Origin of the sequence: Phaeobacter sp. JH20_02, assembly GCF_048056915.1 — a bacterium.
In the GTDB taxonomy this organism is placed as follows: domain Bacteria; phylum Pseudomonadota; class Alphaproteobacteria; order Rhodobacterales; family Rhodobacteraceae; genus Phaeobacter; species Phaeobacter bryozoorum.
In genome coordinates, this window is the sequence record NZ_JAYMVP010000028.1 from 284,266 (window position 1) to 303,110 (window position 18,845).

The 18,845-nt window shown below is 57.8% G+C and carries 30 protein-coding genes; 6 read left to right on the forward strand and 24 right to left on the reverse strand.

Translation table 11 applies throughout. The annotated features are described in order from the left end of the window. Nucleotides 1–8: 8 nt before the first annotated feature. From gp17 to VWY34_RS15425, 10 genes are read right to left on the reverse strand one after another with little or no spacing between them, the layout of a single operon-like run. Nucleotides 9–362 carry a tail completion protein gp17 gene (gene gp17 / locus VWY34_RS15380; protein WP_260081042.1) on the reverse strand — a complete coding sequence of 118 codons (354 nt, stop codon included), beginning with the start codon at nt 360–362 and terminating at the stop codon, nt 9–11. Next, entirely contained in the window at nt 362–817 is a 456-nt protein-coding gene (locus VWY34_RS15385) for a hypothetical protein (RefSeq protein ID WP_260107400.1), read from the reverse strand. The genes gp17 and VWY34_RS15385 overlap by 1 nt, the downstream gene beginning before the upstream one ends. Further along, nucleotides 814–1,140, reverse strand: a complete 327-nt coding sequence (locus tag VWY34_RS15390; RefSeq protein WP_416558569.1) for a head-tail adaptor protein — start codon at nt 1,138–1,140, stop codon at nt 814–816. Before VWY34_RS15390 ends, VWY34_RS15385 begins: the two co-directional genes overlap by 4 nt. Beyond that, nucleotides 1,140–1,709, reverse strand: a complete 570-nt coding sequence (locus VWY34_RS15395) for a head-tail connector protein (protein ID WP_260081045.1) — start codon at nt 1,707–1,709, stop codon at nt 1,140–1,142. The genes VWY34_RS15390 and VWY34_RS15395 overlap by 1 nt, the downstream gene beginning before the upstream one ends. A 6-nt stretch (nt 1,710–1,715) precedes the next feature. Further along, nucleotides 1,716–1,856, reverse strand: coding sequence for a hypothetical protein (locus VWY34_RS15400; RefSeq protein WP_260081046.1), 141 nt, complete (start codon nt 1,854–1,856; stop codon nt 1,716–1,718). A gap of 58 nt (nt 1,857–1,914) precedes the next feature. Continuing rightward, entirely contained in the window at nt 1,915–3,153 is a 1,239-nt protein-coding gene (locus tag VWY34_RS15405) for a phage major capsid protein (protein WP_416558570.1), read from the reverse strand. A 16-nt stretch (nt 3,154–3,169) separates the two neighbouring features. Then, a complete protein-coding gene (locus tag VWY34_RS15410) occupies nt 3,170–4,084 on the reverse strand; it encodes a head maturation protease, ClpP-related (protein WP_416558571.1) in 915 nt (304 codons plus the stop codon). After that, nucleotides 3,984–5,234 (reverse strand): phage portal protein, encoded by a 1,251-nt coding sequence (locus tag VWY34_RS15415; protein ID WP_416542034.1) that lies wholly within the window; start codon nt 5,232–5,234, stop codon nt 3,984–3,986. The genes VWY34_RS15410 and VWY34_RS15415 overlap by 101 nt, the downstream gene beginning before the upstream one ends. A gap of 7 nt (nt 5,235–5,241) precedes the next feature. Next, a complete protein-coding gene (locus VWY34_RS15420) occupies nt 5,242–7,014 on the reverse strand; it encodes a terminase large subunit (RefSeq protein WP_416558572.1) in 1,773 nt (590 codons plus the stop codon). Next, entirely contained in the window at nt 6,998–7,417 is a 420-nt protein-coding gene (locus tag VWY34_RS15425) for a P27 family phage terminase small subunit (RefSeq protein WP_416558573.1), read from the reverse strand. The genes VWY34_RS15420 and VWY34_RS15425 overlap by 17 nt, the downstream gene beginning before the upstream one ends. Before the next feature lie 467 nt (nt 7,418–7,884). On the opposite strand from VWY34_RS15425, the gene VWY34_RS15430 reads away from it, so the two are divergent. Continuing rightward, nucleotides 7,885–8,331: a hypothetical protein gene (locus VWY34_RS15430; protein WP_416558574.1), complete on the forward strand. Its 447-nt coding sequence runs from the start codon at nt 7,885–7,887 to the stop codon at nt 8,329–8,331. 181 nt (nt 8,332–8,512) lie between these two features. Here the strand turns inward: VWY34_RS15430 and nusG are convergent, their stop codons facing one another. The 13 genes from nusG to VWY34_RS15495 all read right to left on the reverse strand — a co-directional run bounded on the left by nusG (nt 8,513) and on the right by VWY34_RS15495 (nt 15,513). Further along, nucleotides 8,513–9,088, reverse strand: coding sequence for a transcription termination/antitermination protein NusG (nusG, locus tag VWY34_RS15435; RefSeq protein WP_416558575.1), 576 nt, complete (start codon nt 9,086–9,088; stop codon nt 8,513–8,515). Continuing rightward, nucleotides 9,078–10,748, reverse strand: coding sequence for an SNF2-related protein (locus tag VWY34_RS15440; RefSeq protein ID WP_416558576.1), 1,671 nt, complete (start codon nt 10,746–10,748; stop codon nt 9,078–9,080). The genes nusG and VWY34_RS15440 overlap by 11 nt, the downstream gene beginning before the upstream one ends. Next, nucleotides 10,745–11,128: a hypothetical protein gene (locus VWY34_RS15445; RefSeq protein ID WP_416558577.1), complete on the reverse strand. Its 384-nt coding sequence runs from the start codon at nt 11,126–11,128 to the stop codon at nt 10,745–10,747. The genes VWY34_RS15440 and VWY34_RS15445 overlap by 4 nt, the downstream gene beginning before the upstream one ends. Next, entirely contained in the window at nt 11,125–11,352 is a 228-nt protein-coding gene (locus VWY34_RS15450) for a hypothetical protein (protein WP_416558578.1), read from the reverse strand. Before VWY34_RS15450 ends, VWY34_RS15445 begins: the two co-directional genes overlap by 4 nt. 3 nt (nt 11,353–11,355) lie before the next feature. Further along, complete coding sequence (locus tag VWY34_RS15455) at nt 11,356–11,763, reverse strand: DUF1064 domain-containing protein (protein WP_416558579.1); 408 nt, start codon at nt 11,761–11,763, stop codon at nt 11,356–11,358. An 18-nt stretch (nt 11,764–11,781) separates the two neighbouring features. Next, nucleotides 11,782–12,048 carry a DUF2312 domain-containing protein gene (locus VWY34_RS15460; protein WP_416558580.1) on the reverse strand — a complete coding sequence of 89 codons (267 nt, stop codon included), beginning with the start codon at nt 12,046–12,048 and terminating at the stop codon, nt 11,782–11,784. Nucleotides 12,049–12,107: 59 nt separating this feature from the next. Continuing rightward, nucleotides 12,108–12,590, reverse strand: coding sequence for a single-stranded DNA-binding protein (gene ssb / locus VWY34_RS15465; protein WP_416558581.1), 483 nt, complete (start codon nt 12,588–12,590; stop codon nt 12,108–12,110). After that, nucleotides 12,590–12,868 carry a hypothetical protein gene (locus VWY34_RS15470; protein WP_416558582.1) on the reverse strand — a complete coding sequence of 93 codons (279 nt, stop codon included), beginning with the start codon at nt 12,866–12,868 and terminating at the stop codon, nt 12,590–12,592. The genes ssb and VWY34_RS15470 overlap by 1 nt, the downstream gene beginning before the upstream one ends. Beyond that, entirely contained in the window at nt 12,865–13,224 is a 360-nt protein-coding gene (locus VWY34_RS15475) for a helix-turn-helix domain-containing protein (RefSeq protein WP_416558583.1), read from the reverse strand. The genes VWY34_RS15470 and VWY34_RS15475 overlap by 4 nt, the downstream gene beginning before the upstream one ends. Further along, entirely contained in the window at nt 13,221–14,126 is a 906-nt protein-coding gene (locus VWY34_RS15480; protein ID WP_416558584.1) for a helix-turn-helix domain-containing protein, read from the reverse strand. Before VWY34_RS15480 ends, VWY34_RS15475 begins: the two co-directional genes overlap by 4 nt. A gap of 324 nt (nt 14,127–14,450) precedes the next feature. Then, a complete protein-coding gene (locus VWY34_RS15485) occupies nt 14,451–14,687 on the reverse strand; it encodes a hypothetical protein (protein ID WP_416558585.1) in 237 nt (78 codons plus the stop codon). Further along, complete coding sequence (locus VWY34_RS15490; protein WP_416558586.1) at nt 14,680–15,180, reverse strand: hypothetical protein; 501 nt, start codon at nt 15,178–15,180, stop codon at nt 14,680–14,682. Before VWY34_RS15490 ends, VWY34_RS15485 begins: the two co-directional genes overlap by 8 nt. A gap of 102 nt (nt 15,181–15,282) precedes the next feature. Next, complete coding sequence (locus tag VWY34_RS15495) at nt 15,283–15,513, reverse strand: hypothetical protein (protein ID WP_416558587.1); 231 nt, start codon at nt 15,511–15,513, stop codon at nt 15,283–15,285. 85 nt (nt 15,514–15,598) lie between these two features. Here VWY34_RS15495 and VWY34_RS15500 point away from each other — a divergent pair, with 85 nt between their 5' ends. Both VWY34_RS15500 and VWY34_RS15505 read left to right on the forward strand, forming a co-directional pair. After that, nucleotides 15,599–15,940, forward strand: a complete 342-nt coding sequence (locus VWY34_RS15500) for a helix-turn-helix domain-containing protein (RefSeq protein ID WP_416558588.1) — start codon at nt 15,599–15,601, stop codon at nt 15,938–15,940. 184 nt (nt 15,941–16,124) lie between these two features. After that, nucleotides 16,125–16,832 (forward strand): hypothetical protein, encoded by a 708-nt coding sequence (locus tag VWY34_RS15505; RefSeq protein ID WP_416558589.1) that lies wholly within the window; start codon nt 16,125–16,127, stop codon nt 16,830–16,832. On the opposite strand, the gene VWY34_RS15510 is transcribed toward VWY34_RS15505, so the two are convergent. Continuing rightward, nucleotides 16,829–17,470 (reverse strand): hypothetical protein, encoded by a 642-nt coding sequence (locus tag VWY34_RS15510; RefSeq protein ID WP_416558590.1) that lies wholly within the window; start codon nt 17,468–17,470, stop codon nt 16,829–16,831. The genes VWY34_RS15505 and VWY34_RS15510 overlap by 4 nt on opposite strands. 139 nt (nt 17,471–17,609) lie before the next feature. On the opposite strand from VWY34_RS15510, the gene VWY34_RS15515 reads away from it, so the two are divergent. From VWY34_RS15515 to VWY34_RS15525, 3 genes are all read left to right on the forward strand, one after another. Next, nucleotides 17,610–17,927 carry a hypothetical protein gene (locus VWY34_RS15515; protein WP_416558591.1) on the forward strand — a complete coding sequence of 106 codons (318 nt, stop codon included), beginning with the start codon at nt 17,610–17,612 and terminating at the stop codon, nt 17,925–17,927. 16 nt (nt 17,928–17,943) lie between these two features. Continuing rightward, complete coding sequence (locus tag VWY34_RS15520) at nt 17,944–18,258, forward strand: hypothetical protein (protein WP_416558592.1); 315 nt, start codon at nt 17,944–17,946, stop codon at nt 18,256–18,258. A gap of 143 nt (nt 18,259–18,401) precedes the next feature. Continuing rightward, on the forward strand, nt 18,402–18,785 hold the full coding sequence (locus tag VWY34_RS15525) for a helix-turn-helix domain-containing protein (RefSeq protein WP_416558593.1): 384 nt from the start codon (nt 18,402–18,404) through the stop codon (nt 18,783–18,785). The last annotated feature ends 60 nt before the right edge of the window (nt 18,786–18,845 follow it).

The following is an 18,845-nucleotide window of genomic DNA, read 5'->3' on the forward strand; positions in this document are numbered from 1 at the left end:
ATTTGCGGCTATTCGCGATAGGTGATCGCAAACGTGAGTGAGACTCTGTGGGCAGCACTGGCATCGGTGCTGTTACTGTCTCGTGCGGCCGTCAGACGCGCGCTGACAACGGGCCCGCCGCTAAAGCCTTCAAGCGAAGTCCGCACCTCTCGGCTGGCAATCATCGCCTGACGGTAGGTTTTGCCCCAGCAGTCGATCTGTATCGAGCCTTGCATGAGGCCCTTGCTGTTCAGGGTGTGGTATCGCCTGCCAGACATGCGCGACATCGACACCAGCGGCATGGTTTCGCCATCCTCGAAGTAGCCCCATTTCACCGGGCAATTCACTGCCGCAGCAAGCAAGACCTGAAGATATTCCTCCATCACAGCCCCCTCTTGGCGCGGCGCGCCAGTGTAGCCTCCAACTCGCTCCGAATCTCAGCAGCCAAGCCCTGAAGGATGTCGCCCTTGTAGGCCTCCCACGACGGGGTGAGCGACGGTGTCGGGGCCACAGCACCCACATACTTGCCGCTTTTGTGGTAGCGCGGCTCGGTGCCCCATTCGCGTAGATGTGCATGCGGGGCAGATCTGGTCGCACCAACGAACATGGTGACCGCGCTCGAACCGACATCTGGTTGCGGCTGGCCGTTTTTGAGCCTCGATGAAACCGCGAATGCACTATCGTCGGCCCCGGGCCAAAGGTAATTCGCCATTTCCGCAACTGGCTGCAACTGCTTGGCCAGGGCGCGCCGAACAACCGGCTTTGATACAGCTTTCGGCAATGCGGCCAGATCATTGTCGAGTTCGCGCAAACCCTCCATTTTCAGCAGGGTTTTCACGAAAGGCTCTCGCAAACAATGTCCAGATATTGCCGCGGCTTGTCCCGGTTTGGCTCTATTGCTCGGATGTCGTACGTGATGCCTTTTCCGATATCTCGCATTTGCCATTTGGTTTTTATGGCCAGCGCAGGGGGTGATTGGCGGATCGTCGCGACAATTGTTTGCCGACCTGTCAAACGCGCTGCTTGAACACTCTCACCGCCGCGCAGGAACTGAAAAAAAGCACGAACCCGGAGGCGCTCAACAGGTGTCCAGTCTTTGCCTCCTAAACCATCATCGGTGCCGATCAGTTCATCGAAAGCCACGCGTTCGATCAGCAGCATCAGACTGCCATCCAACGATAGGGCTGGATCAGGGCTGAGACCCCCATCGGGAGGGCCTCACCCGGCTGCGCTGTTCGGTTTTCATACCAGGTCGCAGCAAGCGCCTTCACGGCAAGTTTCAAATTAGCTGGTACATCTACTGCGGCGCCAAAGCCGCATGTGAACTGCACTGCGATTGGCGCCGGGTTGCTGCTTTCCAGCGTCGGAAGGTCAAAACTATCGGCCAGCGAAACCAGCGTGCCGCTCGCGATAGGCAGGACAGCGATGTCATCCGCTGTCACCGACTGTTCTGCCCCGCCCGCATCAGCGTAGCTGATAGCCACGGCCGAGACGTCGGGCACCGGCAGGCAGATTTCTCGCGACCAAGCCGCCTGCTGAACCTGCCACGTCTGCGAGACCATGGCCCGCCCCAGAATCCCCCGAAATCCGTCCAGATGCGCCACAGCAGCGTCACGCAGGCCGGTCAGAAGGTCATCATCATCGGCAAAGTCAACAATCGCCTGGGCCTTCACCTCGTCCAGTGTGACGGGGCTTTGAGCCGGTGGTGTGATGAGAATGGGGCGGAACATGTGCGCTTACTTCTTCGCCGGTTTGCCGTACGGACCGGGATCAAGACCCAGATCTTTCGCCATTTCCGATGTCATCGATTGGCGGGACGCAGGCTTTGCATCCGCCGGTTTGGCCTGTTTGGCCGCAGTCTGCTTGGTTTCAGCCATCGGGTTCTCTCCTGAGAGGGTTGTAGGCGGGCCATTACAGCCCGCCGAAGATCACCGCTTAGGAAGCGGCCATTTCCATAACCTTGATGCACTCCGGGTTCACCACGCCGCCGCCGACGCGCTTGGTGGTGTAGAAATGCACGTAAGGCTTGTTGGTGAACGGGTCGCGCAACACGCGGACGCCGGTCCGGTCAACAATCAGGTAGCCGCGACGGAAATCACCGAAGGCGATGGGCAGGGCAGAAGCAACAGCATCCGGCATGCCCGGCATTTCTGTGACCGGGTAAGCCAGCAATTGCGAGGGCTGGCCCGCCTGCGAAGACGGCTGCCAGAGCTGTCGGCCTTCGGCATCGCGCAGCTTACGAACCTTGCCCATGGTGCTGCGATTCATCACGAACCGGCAATTGCCAGTGTAAGCGGACGGTACCGCGTAGATCAGATCCAGCAGTTCGTCTTCAGTCACTGCAGCAGCAGCGGCGGCGGTTTTCTTCTCGATGGCCCCCAGCGGATTTGCCGATGCGTTGCTGCCGCCGGTCACATAGGTCAGGAAACCGCTCGGCTTGTTCGTCCCGTTGCCGGAAATGAACGCCAGTCCTTCCTGGTAGGAGAACTCTGTTTCGACCTCACCCGCGATCCAGGCTTCCAGGTCCACTTCGGCATCATCCAGCATCTGCTGCGTTGCTGCAGGGTTGGCGTAAATTTCGCCCGTGGTGAAGGTCATGGAACCGAAAGTCGCGCTGCCGGTTTCGCCGCGTGCGGCGGTTTCGCCGACCCAGCCCGACGCGGTGCCGCGCAGGTTGAACAGCTTGGTGAAGCCGTTGCCGGAAATCGACTGGGTGCTCGCGATCTGACGCATCGCCGAGACTTCGATCAGCTTGTCGGTGATGGTGCGGTCCCACTCGACAGGAGCCAGATAGCCGCCCTCGTCGGAGGCGCCCTTGTTCAGGTTGGCCTGAACTTCACCCTTGCGGAAGTGCGCGCGGAAAGCCTCGGAATACTCCGGGTCCTTCACCTGGCCAGGGCCAGTGCCGTTGGCAGCCATCGCGGCAAGCTTGGCATTGGCCTGATCAACCGCGGCTTGCAGGTCGGACACGCTGGCGTCAATGCGCTTCATCTTTTCGGTCGTCACCACGTCGTCAAACTTGGCTTTGACCTCTTTGTCCTTTTCGGACTGGGTGTCTTTGAACGACTGCCAGTCCTTCTGAAGGTCAGCAAGAATTTTGGTCACGTCACCGCCTGCATCTGCACGAACGGCGACGATCCCGCGGGGTTTCGCGGGGATCATGTGCTTGGACATGAGTTGTCTCCTGATTTTAGACTTTGAACAGGCCCGAAACGAGGGCCGCGATTTCGTCAGCGTCGTGCGTGACGGTCAGGGCAGCGTCCTGCATGCCCCCCTTTGCATCGGCCAGAAGCGCGCGGCGTTCTGAGCGAGGCATTCCGGTTTTTGCGAGGCGCGCATCAATGCGGCGGGTTGCATTCACGCCCTTGGCGGCCTCTGCCTTGGTTTTGTCTTCAGAAACAGCGTCCGCAGGAAGGAGCCCAGTGGCAAGACCGGCCTCTACGGCCTGCTCGCCGTTGAACCACGTCTCGTTGTCCATCCATTCTGCGGCCTTGGGCTTTTCGACCCCAGCACGGTCGGCATAGAGGGTCGCCATAGCGTCATCGAACGGCTCCATGGTTTCTGCCGCTTCCTTGAGATCGTGGCGGTTGCCCATCGCCACGACCCAGGCGTTATGCACCATGAGAAAACCAGCTTTGCCGATCTCGATTTCATCTCCAGCCATGGCAATGACCGACGCGGCCGACGCAGCTAACCCGAGGATGCGCACCGTGACTTTGTGCGGGTGCGCACGCAGCGCGTTGTAGATAGCAACCCCCTCGAAGAAATCACCGCCGGGGCTGTTGATCTCAACAACAACGTCTTGTGACCCAATTGACCGTAGGGCCGCCGAAATACGCTTGGAGGTGACACCACCGCCAGTCCAAAAATCCTCTCCGATCACGTCAAGGATTGTGATTGTGTTATCCGATGCCGCTTGCGGTGAAAGCCCCGCGTTCCAGCGTTCCAGCGCGTCTGCATCAGGTTCGAAAGCGCAGACGCTGGGAAGCCGCCCGGCTTGTATCTCAGGGAGTTTTCGAAGGCTCATTGCTTGCCCCTTTCTGTGCACCCATAGACATGGGCAGATCATCACGTTGCGGAAGGTCCATCCACTCTCGCGGCTCATCGGGGTGAAGCCATGGTTGATGCCCGCCAGCCCCAAGGCCTTTGGCGAAAAAGTCAGCTTGGTCCTTCATCGACCCGCGAAGTAGCCCGCCAGCGTTGAATTTCGCCTCGTATCGGTCGGCCTCGTCCTCCGTCAAAAGATCGCGCTCAATCGCCTGCTGCCACGCCTCAAACCACGGGTTCAGCGAATACCGAACGAAGAATTGCCCCAGAACGTCGATCCCCGACCCCCAAGAGGTTTCGTCCATCATCAGGAGGGGGCGCGGGACACCGAAAACCCGCGCGATTTCCTCGATTTGGTGCTGGCGCTGCTCCAGGCCCTGGGCATCCTTGCCAGGCGCTTGAAACGGCGTCATGTCCATGCCCTCTTCGAGAATTTTCCACTTGTGCGCGTTGTCTGCGCCCTCTGCTTCCTGCATGCTTGCCTTTAGGCGCTCGAACACCTCGGGCGAAAGCGTAGATTTGTGCTTCAAGACGCCGCCAACGATCATGCCTTTGCTGAACATCCGTGTGGCGGCTCGTTCCGCCGATAACGCCAACCCAATCGCCTCTGCCGCCTGATTGACCAGCGAAAGCCCGGTGATCCCATCCTCCGAAAGACCGTATCGAAGGTGCAAAATCTCATCCTGCGAATATGTAACCTTGCCACCGTCCTTTCTGGTGACGGTATAGGTCAGAGACCAGTCGGCGTTTTGCTCTGGCTTGCAATTTGCGAGCGGGACAAGCTGGATGATCCGCTGGCCGCTGCGGACCTTGAGTGCGAACGCGTCGCCCTTCGTCAGCGCGCGCTGCTGCATCACAGAGCGGAACTCAAAGGCCGTTTGCCACGCATTCGGCTTGCGGTGCAGAAGCCGGTGGACAGGGTGGTCCGCTATTCCCTTGGTTGCCTTGTCCTTAAGGTGCAAGGGCAGCATTCCGATGGAGAACGACAGCAGAGACACCGACCTCAGAACGGCAGTATTCTTGAGCGCCGTCTTGGGCGAAACCGACATTCCAGACGCCGTGGCAGCCGTAGTCCCTCCTCGAATAAACTCGTAAAATGCAGGGTCGTTCAAACCAGAGAACGACATGCTGTCGCCAGCCATGGCATGCGCCGATCTCGCCGCATGCTGCTCTTCGCCGCGAGGGCGGAAAAAGTCGAAAATGCCCATGTGCGCCTCAGAAGCTCAGTATTCCTCGCGCCTCATAGACGCTGGTTGTGTCTTTCATCGCCGCGGTGGCGGATCCCACGGCCATCGCCAAGGTGACAACCCCGTCGATCCGGCCACGCGACCGCGATTTGTCGAACATGCGGTTGCTGAACCCGTCTTCGCGGATGATTGCGTTGCGGGCGCAAATGCTGGTCAATTTGTTCCGGTCGATGACCACTGTGCCTTTGAGCATGTGATCTTCAAGCTGTGTGATCGAGGTTGGCATGCAGAGAAATTTGGCGTCAAAGCTCACGCTGTGACCCTGTTTATGGCGCACGACCTTGAGGCCGGAGCCCGCCTTGTCGTCACCCTCTTCGATCCAGTAGCTGAATCCAGCGGTGTCGAAGGCTTCGCAGAGCTTTTCCATATGTGCGCTGTCGATTGCCATCTGCACCACATTATGGCGGCCACAGAATTCAATGATCTTAGCCGCGATGAAGCTGTAATCAATCACGCGTCCTGGCGTGATTTCGATCAGGTTCGCTTCTTCCAGTTCACGGTAAGGAATTGCATCAGCAGTGGAACGCTCTTCGACCTCAAATTCACGCGTCCAATACCAGTTCTTGACCTCGATCTTTTCCCCCTCCCACGCGGCTGTTAGCGCGGTCAGGTCGTTTTTCTCTGACAGATCAAGCGCCAGATGCGCTTTGCGACCTCGCATGGCCTTCTCATCAACAGCGCCTTGGACTTCCTTCCATGCCTGTTCGGACGTCCAAAATCCTGCCGAACCAACGGGGATCCCGAAATAGAGGCGTTTGGTCGTGAGTTGCGTGCTGATCTGCTGCTTGGCTGTAACGACCAGCTTGCGCACATTGTCGATGGGGTATGTCAGGCCCAGAGCTGGCAGCGCCTTAATCCAGCAGCTTTCGTCGTTCAAAGGGTCATCGCCTTCGTCAACTCTGGCGATATATGCGAAGACACTGTCATCTGTGAAATCGCCGGTCACAACCTTTTGGCAAAACTCGCTGTAGTCTGTACCGACCTGCTGATCTGCACTTGGAGTATTGGTGCCAAGCATCAAGATGCTGTCGCCGTGCTTCTTCGTAACGGCCGCCCGCCACATCTCGATGGCCTTATTGGACTTCATCTCATGGATTTCGTCACCAGCCACAAGAATGGGCTTTGGTCCCGAAATCGCGTCACCGCTTGCGATTGGCTGCATCGAAGAACTGGAACCAGGGTGCTCAACCTTGTAAGCGAGATCACCCGTGCCGCGGATCACGAACTCATCGTCTTCAAGCGTTTCACCTTCACCATCTGGCATCGGCGCGCGCAGCATTGCAACTGCATCCCGAAACATCACCCGTGCAGTGTCCTTGGTCTCTCCGATGCAGTAGACTTCGGCCCGTTTCCTCCCGTAGAAACCACAAAGATAGATGCCGATAGCTGCCATCAGGGGCGATTTCGCTTGCCCTTTTCCAGTCTCAAGCCAGACGAAACGGAACCGAATGTAGCCATTTTGATCCCGCCAGCCGAAGACCGATCCGACCACGAAAGCGTGCCAGGGCAGAAGGTGGAACGGCTCTCCCTCTTTTGCTCCTTCGGTGATCGTCAAAAAGGCCGGAAACCAATCCAGCGCGTCCTCCGCCTCCTTCAGATTCCAGACAAGACCTCTGGCATGGCGGGTTTCCATGTCCTTCAGGTGTCGTTCACATTGAGCGCGGACGAATTTGCCAGCTACAATCTCACCGGAAACAACACCCCTTGCATATTCAGTGGTGCGATCAATGACTGGCTTCACGATTCTTTTTCCACCGCTCTGATGCGGTCATCTTCTCCGGCTTCTTGGGGCTTTCCGACTTGGCGCTGACACTTTCAGGTGTAAGCGCGAGAGACTTCTCAAGCTTTGCAATCTGGTCAGCCATGTTTTTGACTTGGGACCATAGCATATTGGCAAATTGGCCACCGTTTTCGGCCTTCTTCACCGGCCCTTCTGCCAGGGCTAGTGGCTGATAGTGCAAATATTCGACGGTAACCCTGACCAAACGATCAGTCGTCCGTGATCGTACCCTGTTCCAAAGGCCGCGACCGTCAAGGTCAGCCTTGTATTCCTCCCAAAGCACCTTTGCTTGCGCTGCCATTGCGGCCCCTTCGTCGTGACCGGCAAAGATATCGTCGTATCGGGGGCGCTGAATTGCTGCCATTGGGACACCCCCCTTTTTTCACAGCAGATATTGCGCACGCAGGAGCGGCGATAGGTTTCCAGTATGGAGGCCTGAACTTTCGACCTCCCCCCCGCCCTCAGAACGGCGCGGAGCGGCCAGAAAAAGCCCACCACAGGGGCAAAGCGCCTTGCTCGCTCACCACTCCTGCCCAACACGCTCCTTGGCTTGTGCGATGAGCTCAGCGTCTCCAGCGTGGGCGGCTTCGATTGATGCGCAGTGGGTGAAGTGGCAACCGGAACAGACCAGCGCGAGGTTCGTCAGTTCGAAAGCAAGATCTGGGCGCAGGCGCCAGGGGCGGAGGTGATCCACCACAGCAGCGCGCTTGCCGGTTTTACCGCGGAGGCTTGCCGGTATCGGCTGGCAGCACATCCGGCACTTTCCGCCTTGCTGTGCATAGAGAGTGGCTGCGAAGCGGTCACGGGCTGCGCTGCCCTTGCGGCCCGAGAATGGGTGTCGGGTCACTGGCCCTCGCGCTGCGCAACCTTCTGATTCAAAATATCCGCGATCCGAACCAGATCGATATAACCGCCATCGATGGCGCTACTAGATGGATTGTCAAAGTCGAAGTAGCCCTGCTGCGATCCATGCAGTTCATCATCTGCCTGCAAAAACGCCTGTGCCAAGTCTTCCGCAGTGATCTGAATTTCCATGCCTATGCATCTCCAATGGATGGCCGCGCCTGGCGGATCAGGTCGGGCATTGACGTGACAGCGCCGAATTCTACCCAATCAAGCCCGGCGAAGTCCGATACGGTAGCCGCAGGCGCTATCGAAATGCAAACATTCGACACTGCCGACGAGCGTGAAACTGTAGGCAACGGCAGCAACGAAACCAAAGCACTGGCGGCCGTTGTCTTCAGAAATCCGCGCCTGTTCATTCGCTGCTCCCTATGAAATGGCAGGCTTATGCGGCTGATGTGCCGCCGCGATGTCGTGGCACATCCTCGCCAATGCAGTAGCACCGCGAGGGCCTCCGGTTTCCCGTCTCGCGGTACACTCGCCTCTAACGCTCGTTGACGCTCGGAGGGTCACCAGCATGTGTCTGGATGTGGCGGTGATACCATATCCTGTGCGCCTACACAATACGGCGGACCAATCCAGATCGATCCTCACCACGAACCACGCCAGTCGCGGTCACCAGCTCGAACCAAACTCGGCCAGCCTCGACAGCGACCACATCAACCAGGAAGCCAGACAATGGACCGCCGGAGATGCATCCCTTCTCTCCAGGCACAGGCATCACAGCTGCCAGTCTTGCCGCTCGTTGGCGCTCTGCCTCAGTGGGCAACCCCATCACGCTCATGACCTGATCCTGTGACAAACGGACTGGCCTGCCGTGCTGAGAGAAAACACCGACGATCACCCGGCGGCGGCGCATAACATCCCAGTTTGGCTCATAAGGGAACTTTACGTAGATGATGCCTGGCAGAATTGGCACCGTCCGCTTGTGCTTCTTCCCAGCAATGTGCCGAACCCTCTCTTCGGTCGGATACTGGACCTCGCACCCTGCGGCCTCCAAACGGCCTGCGGTGTCGGCCTCCTTTTGCGGTGGGGTAATCAGCGCATGCCAGACCGGCTCGCATGGCTTGCCCACCAAGCCTCGAACAGATTTGAACGGCCAAGGGTCGCCAATGTTCCAATCATGCTGCATGTGCTGTTCCCTCCAGTACCGCTTTGGCCAACGTGCGCATTCGTGTGTCATCAAGTGGCGTTGCGCTTTCAATCGCGACAAACGGGTTCAGGATCCCGTGTGATTGGGATGCCTTGAGCCCAAGCGTGGACATGATGACCGGATCGGATCCGCCCTCTACGTGGAGGAAATGAGCTGTGACAGGATGGGTCTGTCCGCGTCGCCTCACCCGGCCGGTGAACTGTGTATGGACCTGTGGCGACCAGTCAAACTCACCGTAGACGACATGGCGACATACGTGCTGCAACCCATCCAGACCGGCGCCCGACCGCAACGACATTATCATCAGACTGCTCTGACCGGAGAGAAACGCCTGCTTGGCCTGCCGCTTTCGTGCTTGGGATTCCGAACCGGTGTACATAACCGGATTGAGATCGCCCAGCGCGTCCAGCCATATGTCGTAAACTCCACGATGCCAGCCCGCCAAAAGGACAGACTCTCCACCCTCCACGAGAGTTCGGACGTAGGCAGCAACGGCGCGAGCTTTGGCAATGCCAGTCTCCTGCCTCAGCATCACGTCCAGCTCCCGGGCCGCTTGCCCGCGCTCATGGAACCCTCCGGACAGGACGCGCTGGGCAAGTCTTATCTGGAGTTCCCGATTGCTCTCAGCGTCCCCTTCATTCCACCCCACCTCTGTAACGACCTTGGAAAGTGCTGGCAGCGTGCGAGCCACTTCTGGGTCTTCGTTGGTACGGCGCAAGGCAATGCCTTCATCGATCAGGAATGCGCCCAGCGCGGCCGGGTCTTTCACTATCCAGTGTGATCCATGAGAGGTGCACCAGTTGATCACGAACTCATGCCAAGTTCCCAGCGCACCAGGAGCGATGAACTCAACGACGTTCCAGATTTCTGCTCCATAGTTGTAGATCGGGGTCGCAGTGAGGCCGATATGGTAGTCAGCGGCATCACAGAAAGCCTTGGCACCTCTCCCCTTGGCGGTTTCTGTGCCATGCCGCAGCTCTTGGATCTCGTCAAAACAGACGGTCTTGATCCCCAATGTCTCAGCGTAATCAGCCCATGCCGCAATATTGGAGTAGCGGAACAGATAGACATCGGCAGCGGGCAGATCTCGAACCTTTCGGTCTTTCACTTCACAGGCCGACAGGTGGGTAAAGCGCTCAATGTATTCCTTGACCCATTGGGTGGAGAGGTGAGGCTGCACCACTACGGCGGCAGGCAACCCCCATCCATCAGCAACAGCCGCGAGGAACGAGACGGTCTTGCCGAGCCCTACATCATCCAGCAACAGAAGCGAACCGGTGCTCTGCAACATCTCAGCAGCGCGGATCTGGTATGGTTCTGCCTCCTCGCCTTCCTTGAAACCCGGTTTGATACCCGGTTGATAGTCCGGTCGCTTCAGCTCTTCGATCCGGCTCTGCGTCTGATTGTAGACGCCCAGCTGTTCCGAAAGGCGGTCCTCGGCATCCTGAGTCAGGTCAAGGGGATAGCGCTGCATGAACCAGTCCAAGTCAGCTGCGAAGCTGGGGCGGTCCCGGAGATCAAACGGTGGCGTTGAGCCAAACGGAATGCCCTTGAACACGTCTTTGAAGCGCAGGGAGATATGCGGCTTCAGATCTGACACACGCCACGTGCCGTTGTGGAAATCTACCGCGCCGTTCATCCCAGCCACCCTCTTGTCAGGGAGGCTACGAAGAGAGGCTTCCCTTTCACATCAGAGATAGAGCCGGGCCATGCGTCAGCGGTGGCAAGTACAACAGCCTCAACCTCTTCATGCTCGGCATAGCGCTCCAGCTGCTTGAGGATCTGAACGCGGCTCTGGTTCTTTTTCACCTTCACTTCGATCGCAACCGAACCGGCCATCAGGTCCACGCGATCGCGCGCACTCAACCGAACCTCGCGCTTCACGTCGGCAATGGTGTCGCGCAAGGCAACGTGAATGCTGTCTTGGGCCACGGTCTCAGAGTTCACACTGATCCTGTTGCTTTCGATGATGCGGGCGATCTTTCCCGCAAGCATGATCGGGGTGCTTTTGCTGCTCACGATACGTTCCCTCGATGCTCGATTAATGCCCCTGCACTGTCTCCTAGCGCGGAAGCGTGAATCCGTTCGGCAACCAGCCTCACTTCATCGATATGCGATTTAATTCCACCCAGGACCGACACTGCCGAAACCGTGCAGGTGCCCGCTGCCCAGACGCGTTGCGTCTGGGCCAGCAGCTTCCGCAGCATGGTCACTTCTGCCTTGAGATCCTCGACCATTCCCATGGATCAGCCTTTCGCACGGGTGATCAGCAGTTCAATGCCTTGGGCGGCAAGGATCGACCTTACCAGTTTGAACTTGTCGGTCTCATGCCCCTTGCGATCCTCAACGACGGTGACGCCCAGCACGTTGTCGACGTAGACGAAATCCGCCTTGTAAACCCGATGCTGGTTGCCGCTGTCCGTCATGATCGGGCCATCCCGGCCGATGAGCGGGATTGGGGCCTGACGGCGCAGACCACAAATCGCACCGCTCGCCTGTAGCAGCTTCAACTCTTCCCAGCGCTGGGCCTCTGTCTTGCTATCGTGGGTGATGCCGTCAGCGGTCGTGGTGCGCTTGGTGCCGCGCACACGGCGTCGGTCTTCCCCCTGCCCCTCCGCAGCGCGCTGGGCGGCCTTGTAGTCTGCAGCTGTCATGCGTTCCATGTGTCTGCCTCACCCCATGCCCAGCGCTTCTTTGTACATTTCGAGGACCGCCTCTTCCTCGGCGATATCGTCCTTGTCGCGCTTCCGCAGGGCGATCACCTTACGCAGGACCTTGGTGTCGTAGCCGCGGGCCTTGGCCTCTGCCATAACCTCCTTCTGCTGATCGGCGGCCGCTTTCTTTTCCTCTTCCAGGCGCTCAAACCGTTCAATGAACTGGCGCAGCTCGCCCGCGGTTACACGGTAGCTGTCGCTTTTTTCGTCTTCGGTCATATCCATCGTGCCTGCTCCTTTGTCTGGTTTCTCTTTTGGTTCCTGAGACAGCTCAGCGCCGCTCGTCAGAACGGGATTTCGTCATCATCGATGTTGTGGTCTCCGCCGTACTGGCCGCCATGACCAGCATCGGACCCGTAGCCGTCACTGTCCTGATTGGCCCCATAACCTCCCTGGCCATCGCCAGAGCCACCGTTTCGGCCGTCCAGCATGACCAGCTTGCTGCCAAGCCCTTGCAGGACCACCTCCGTGGAGTAGCGATCCTGCCCGCTCTGGTCCTGCCACTTGCGCGTCTGCAGCTTGCCCTCGATGTAGACCTTGGAGCCTTTGCGGAGATACTGCTCTGCAACGCGGACCAGCCCATCGCCTAGGATCGACACAGAATGCCATTCGGTCTTTTCCCGTCGCTCTCCCGTGTTCCGGTCTTTCCACGTCTCAGAGGTGGCAATGCGGAGGTTGCAGACCTTTCCGCCATTCTGGAATGTCCTCACCTCTGGATCGCGGCCGAGATTGCCGATCAGGATCACCTTGTTGACCGAACCTGCCATTAGCGTTTGCCTCCTTGGCTTGCCGCCAGATGCATGCCCGCGAACTTGAGAGCCGCTGCCATGTCGGCGGAATGGGGGTGTTTCTTGGGCTGCTTGGCAAACCGCGTGTGGACTTCATAAGCCCCGCGGATCTCTTCGATCGTGCGCAGCGTGAATGTCTTGGCCACCTCGCCGATCAGGCCCTGCGCCGGGTGCGTGATGGCGCAGCTGCCAGTGGCGAAGTTGACCTCAACCGTGATCCGGCCAAAGGTCTCCGAAACGGGGGCTTTGCTGCTCATGCCTGGGCACCCCGCTTCTGTGGCTCTAGGACCGCGCGGATCTTCTCAGCCCCTTTGCTCACGGTCGAATGATCTGTCTGGAACGCACCGGCGATCTCGTTGGCCGACAAGCCCAACTCCATCAGCTTGAACCATGCAAAATGCCTGGCGCGCACCAACGGCTGCTGTCGGGCCTTTCCCGTGATCTCGGTTGTCAGGATGCCCGTCGCAGCTGCGACCTCGGCCACCACGATCTGCACGACCTTGGACACCTGCGGATGAACCTTGGCAGCCTGCTTCTTGAGGTCAGCGGCCCAGAGCTCCCGGGCAACCTCGTTCTCGAGCATGGCAACGGCTTTCAGCGCGTTTAGGCTCATAGCGCGATCCCCGCTTGCAGGCAGTCCTGCGGCGTCACCAGCCCGGCTGTGATGCACTCACCAGCGGCGTGGGCGGTGATGCTGCGGCAGAGGAAGGTTTTGCCCTCGAGGATGGTTTTTGCCCGAGCCTGCAGGATCTCATCGCGGCTGGCGACCTTGGCGGACACTGGCACATTCCGCTGCCAGAAATCACCGGCAAAGAAATTCTGGCTGAGCTTCACCCGGCTTTCGTCGTAGCTGGCAGCTTTCTTGGCGTATGCCTTCACAGCGGCCAGCAGATCCGCAGGGTTTGCGCCTCCCTCGATCAGCGCCCTTGCAGCTTCTTCGGTGGCCAGCTGATCGCCCTTGCGGGGATACGCTGCCCAAATCTCATCCAAGACCAAATTCAAATCTCGGTGGTGCGAGGCGTCAGCCGCGCAAGGTTCTTTTACTGGTTCTTTTACTAAGGTTTGTGTCTCAATTTGAGACTCGGAAATCGCGTTTTTTGAGACTCGGGAATCGTCATTTTTGAGACACGGCTCCGTGTCGCATTTTGAGACATGGCCCTCTGATTTGTTCTCCTTTTTCCCCACGCCTTTCCGCGTCTCATTTTGAGACACGGCATGTTCAACAACCGGTGGGTTGTCGAAATTCAGGCCCAAGATGTAGAATGTCGAAAGAGCCTTGTTGGTGCGCGGGTTTACCCGGGGGACACGCCGAATGAGGCCGCATGTCTCCAAATCCTCCAAGTGCCTGTTGACCGTTGCACGGGACATGTTGCAATCGGCCGCGATCAGGTTCTGATCGGGATCACACTGCAAGGTGTCTTTGTTGTGCCGGTCAGCCAGTTGGATCAGGACTACCCACGGCCCAGGCTTCAAGTGGCGCTGCTCAAGGGCCCAGCTTACTGCCTTGTGGCTCATGCTCTCAACTCCCCACGGCGGCCCCGATCTGGCCAATAGCTGCCAGAAATGTCTTCCCCGCTCTTGGCGGCCTCAGCCTCGTCGGCGCGACGAACAGCAAGCGTTGCGTTTTTCACTGAGCTCAGCGACACGCCCAGCGCGTCCGCGATTTTCTGAGGGGCAATGCCCTCGCAACGCATTGCCACCATTTCGAGATACCGCTCATCAGCGGCCCGGCCTCTCTGGCCCCCGCCTTGTGTCATTGCTGCCTCCAGTAGAAATCAGCGTGAATTGTCATTGAAACGCCGCAACTGATCCCGCAGCGAATAGGCTGGTGGCGGCTGGTCATCGTCCCACCTCTGGCAACTTTGCCTCCAAGTCGTCAAAGTGGTGCGCCAGCCGCCGCAGCTCTGTCCCCATGCCCTTCTCAATGTGGCCGGTGAACAATGGCTTTGCCTCTCCCCCTTCGACATCGGGGAAGAGACTGAATGTCCGTCCGTTCTCTCTGTGAACGGTTGTCCTGACCACCACGTGGCCGATACGGAAATAGCTCTGGTCCAGGATCCGCTTGCGCTCAGCCATTGCTGTGACCTCCGGAACTGGCAGCTGCTGCCCCGTCCTCATCGGGATCAGGGCCGCTGCGCATAAGGGCCTCTGCCTCTTCCCGGATCTTCCGATGCGCCGCCTCGGCTTCCCCGGCTTCGCGCGCGATTTCGGCAAGGTCTCCCCCCTCGATCGCTGCGGAAACAGACTCGCCCGACTCTTTGGCAGCACGCGCGGCCAAGACGGGCATTGGTATGCTGGGAGGCAGATCGCCTTCATCTGCTTCGCCGTAAGGCAACAGGATGCGCTTATCACCGGTGATCCTGATCAGCGCAAAAAGGTCATAAATGTCGAAGGCGCGACTGCCGTTCATTTTGCGGGAGAACCCGCCGTAGTCCACTTCGCTGTCGTCTAATTCTCGACCTGCCCAAAACTCTGCGAGCTCTCGCGCAGCGCAGTTTTGCTTTCCCGGAAAGTGCCGAACGACCAATCCGCGGAACAGTGTGTGAAGATAGTTTCGCTGGTTCGCCATGCTGGGCAACCTCATTGTTTTGGCTATTTGCCTTTCCTCGATCAAGTTGTGGAGAGGAGACAGGAGCTAACTATGGAGAGAAGGCCGAGACAAATTGACTGCTCAGACGTCAATGTCTGGAGAAGGCGAAGGCCACTTGCCTTCTCGCTGGCTCAGAACAGCCGCATGGTAGTCTCGGAGTTTCTGAAGCCGGGTTTCATCCTGCTTTTTTCGGCGCTTGGTTCTCTCATAGACCATTGCATCGCCGCACGCTCGGAGGCCGATAGTGGTCTCCTTGAGCCCGGTATCAGATGCAATGCGCTCAATCAGTTTGATGATGTCAAGTTTAGGCATATCGGCAACATTTGGCATATGCCAACTTTTGTCAATCGGCAAATGCCAAATTGCCCTTGGCAACTGCCAAGATTATCATAACAGCATGACGAAGAGCGCGTTCTATCAACGGCTAGAGGCCAGAATGAAAAGCGAAGGCATGAGCATTGCTCAGCTTTCTCGCGTATCTGGTGTGCCCTACCACCAAATTCATACTTGGGGACGGCGTGAGAATGCGGTGCCAAACGCAGGCGCACTCGAAAAAGTCGCAGCTGCGCTCAAGGTTCCTTCAGCTCACCTTCTGAATGGAGACAACTTTGAAGAAAGTCATTCTGGTCTGCTTTCTGAAGTGCAAGATCTACTGACCCACCTATCACAGGAAGAGCTTCGTGTCTTGAAAGCCGCTGCAGAAGCGATGCGCGCCGGGGGCCATCAGGAAGATCTTTGATCTCGCGCAATAGCTCAACGGCACTCCTGATCGACCTCATTTCGTCCTTCAAGTTCATTTTCCACCGCGGCTAATTTGTACTCAATAATTTCGCCTCTAGATTGTTGACTGGCCAATGGTCGTGTGTCAACAATCCGCACATAAGTTGTCATACGTCCATTTAACGAGGCGCATTATGTGTGAAATGAAGAGAGTTATCGGAGAACGGATCAAAGCCGCGTGCGACCTGTCAGGGATCAGCCTCAAGAAGGCTTGTGAGGCTGCCGGGGTGAACTACAACACCACTTTCAATCAAATTCGGCTAGGCCGAGACATCCCATCCTCAACTGTCGGAGAACTGTCCAGGGCACTCGGTGTTCCTCTCAATTTTTTCTTTCCACAGCCAACAAGCGATGACAACAAATTGGAGAGCGATGGTGTCAAGCTCGCAAGGAAGGTCAACCTGCAGAGGGCAAAAGTCACCAGAGCTGGTTTTGATGTGACTACAGATCACATCCTTGATTGGTACCGAGAGGAAGGCGCGAAGCTGCGGAACTGGCAGTGGTTTGCAGATCAGGTGGACCTATACAAGCCAATCGATGACACTGATAGGATAATGCACCCAATCAGCTTTGGCAGTAAGAGTATCACCATGGAAAGACTGCTTTTTTCGTCTCACGAGGACTATTATCAGACTGTTGGCTCGATTTGCCAAAGCAGAATTGACCATGCCATGCGGTCTCACCGCGCACTGGAGAACGTTGGCTTCATTGTATCAGACGAAGTGATAAATGAGGTCATCAAGGGCCAAAAAGTCGTCGCTGGTTACAGAAAGATCACGATGCGAGTTGATGACGACCATGACCTTCCTGTAACAGCGGTCTTCTCCAAGCTAACTTGGCTTAAGGGTTAGCCATCAAGTACAGTCATGCTTCCCTGCGTGAGGAAAATCTGATCATTCGAGAGACCCTTTGGCGGAGGGTCACTCCAGCAAACTGCACCCTCGATCAAATCGGTGAAACGGTACACCCGCGCTAGCGGTCGATGCTTGGCATTGATTATGGTGAAAGCTGTATCCCATTGCCACATAGAGTGCGCTTGGAGCTTTGCGAACTCGATAAATGCTCTCAGTCTTGAGATGTTGCCTTGCACATTCTCTGCCACCTGAACCCCGCCGAAGTATACAACCCTTCCATGTATTAGCGCATCAACCTCGGCACGCACCCCAAGAACCAAGCTGGAACGACAAGGGTACTTCTCAGCGCAGAAATCGCGCCAGTATTCCTCAAACCCTCCATCAGTTATCTCAGTGAACCTCGCGGAGATGCACGCGACAAAGTGCCTCCCCTTCTTTAGCGCGAGCCAGAACGCCAACCCGTTCGAGATCTGATCCAGTTCCACTTCAGAAACAGGGTGCGATCCATCCTTCCCCACATCTTGCATCATCGCTTCAATCGCATCCGCGCTATCAACCAAGCACACTTCGACACCACTCTCTGAGAGCTTAAGCCGCAGCTCTTCCAGTCGGCGAGTAATTCTTTCTTCGTTCATGATTTCTCCTCGTACAAAATCCAGAGCACACGCACTGGATGATGGAGGATTGCACCTGCGCGCTTAGGCTGACTACGATAAACGCCTTGCTGCGATACCGTACGTCACATAGGGAAATTGGCATTTGCCAATTATTGGCTTGCAGTTTGGCAAATGCCAAATTAAGGTTCTCCTCAACCAAGGGAGAATCGCAATGAAGAACGTACCCTCAGAAAGTTTGGTTTCAGACGGCCAGCTGCGCGCCATGGCGGGCAATGATCCCGTGACATCTTTGGCCACCTGCACCGATGAAGAGTTGGCGGCCATGGCCCGGCATATGCTTCCAGAAATGGCAGGTGAGCTGCTCGCCTATCGACTGGCAGAGCAACTGGACACGGTGGCGCGCCCTCGTAGGACGCCAACCCTTTTGGCAGGCTGGCTCATCAACAAGCTGCCCGCCCATGTTGTGCGGCAGTAGCACCATGGCATCGCCCGTGACCCACCAAGAAATCCACGCCGCTGCCCTAGATCTGGAGCACCGCTCCTGCTTTGGCCGCCGGACTCTGATCCGGACCAACGGAGGCAAGGTATCACCGGCGATCTACGAGGGCGGCAGTGGCTGGCAGATCGAGATGCTTGGCATCGAGGGAACCGGCCCTGATGTGAATGCAGCGATCTCCAGCTGGATCCGGGCTGCTCGCGTCCGCTGCAACCTTGACCCGGCGCGGCGCGCGACGGACTGGCGCCACGATTGCCCCTACAACGGCCAGCCGCCACTTCCTGAACACTCCCCCCTTGCCGAAGCCTGAAACCTGCTGACGCAAGAACTGGCTGGGGCTAAGGCCCCGGCCCCTTTTGAACAACGCGGGCAGTCCCGCTCCACTGGGCGCGGCAACACCCACTCACGGCAACCGGCCGCGCCCAAGTGCAGATAGATCAAAGGAACATCGCTATGCCTCATCCCATCGACATCCACGTTGGAAAACAGATCCGCCAAGCTCGTCTCCTGGCAGGGATTTCGCAGCAAGAGCTCGCAAACGCCGTGGGTATCAAGTTTCAGCAGATCCAGAAGTATGAAACTGGCGCAAACCGGGTGAGCGCGTCCCGCCTCTGGATGATCGCCAATCACCTTGAAGCAAAAACGTCGGATTTCTTTCCCACAGAAGACGCCACACCTGACGCCGACCACGAATTGAACTCCGATGAGATCAAGATCGTGCGGGCGCACCGGGCCGCAAGCCCAATGGGGAAAGCAGCTCTCAATGTCGTCGCCGCAGGGCTGGTTGGCCTCAACGGCGATATGCCAGGCAACGCCGCAGCCATCGCCGCTGAATAATCCCAACCCTCACCATGCTGGCATCGCGCCCAGCGCGTCTACACAAGGCCCCGAACTCAG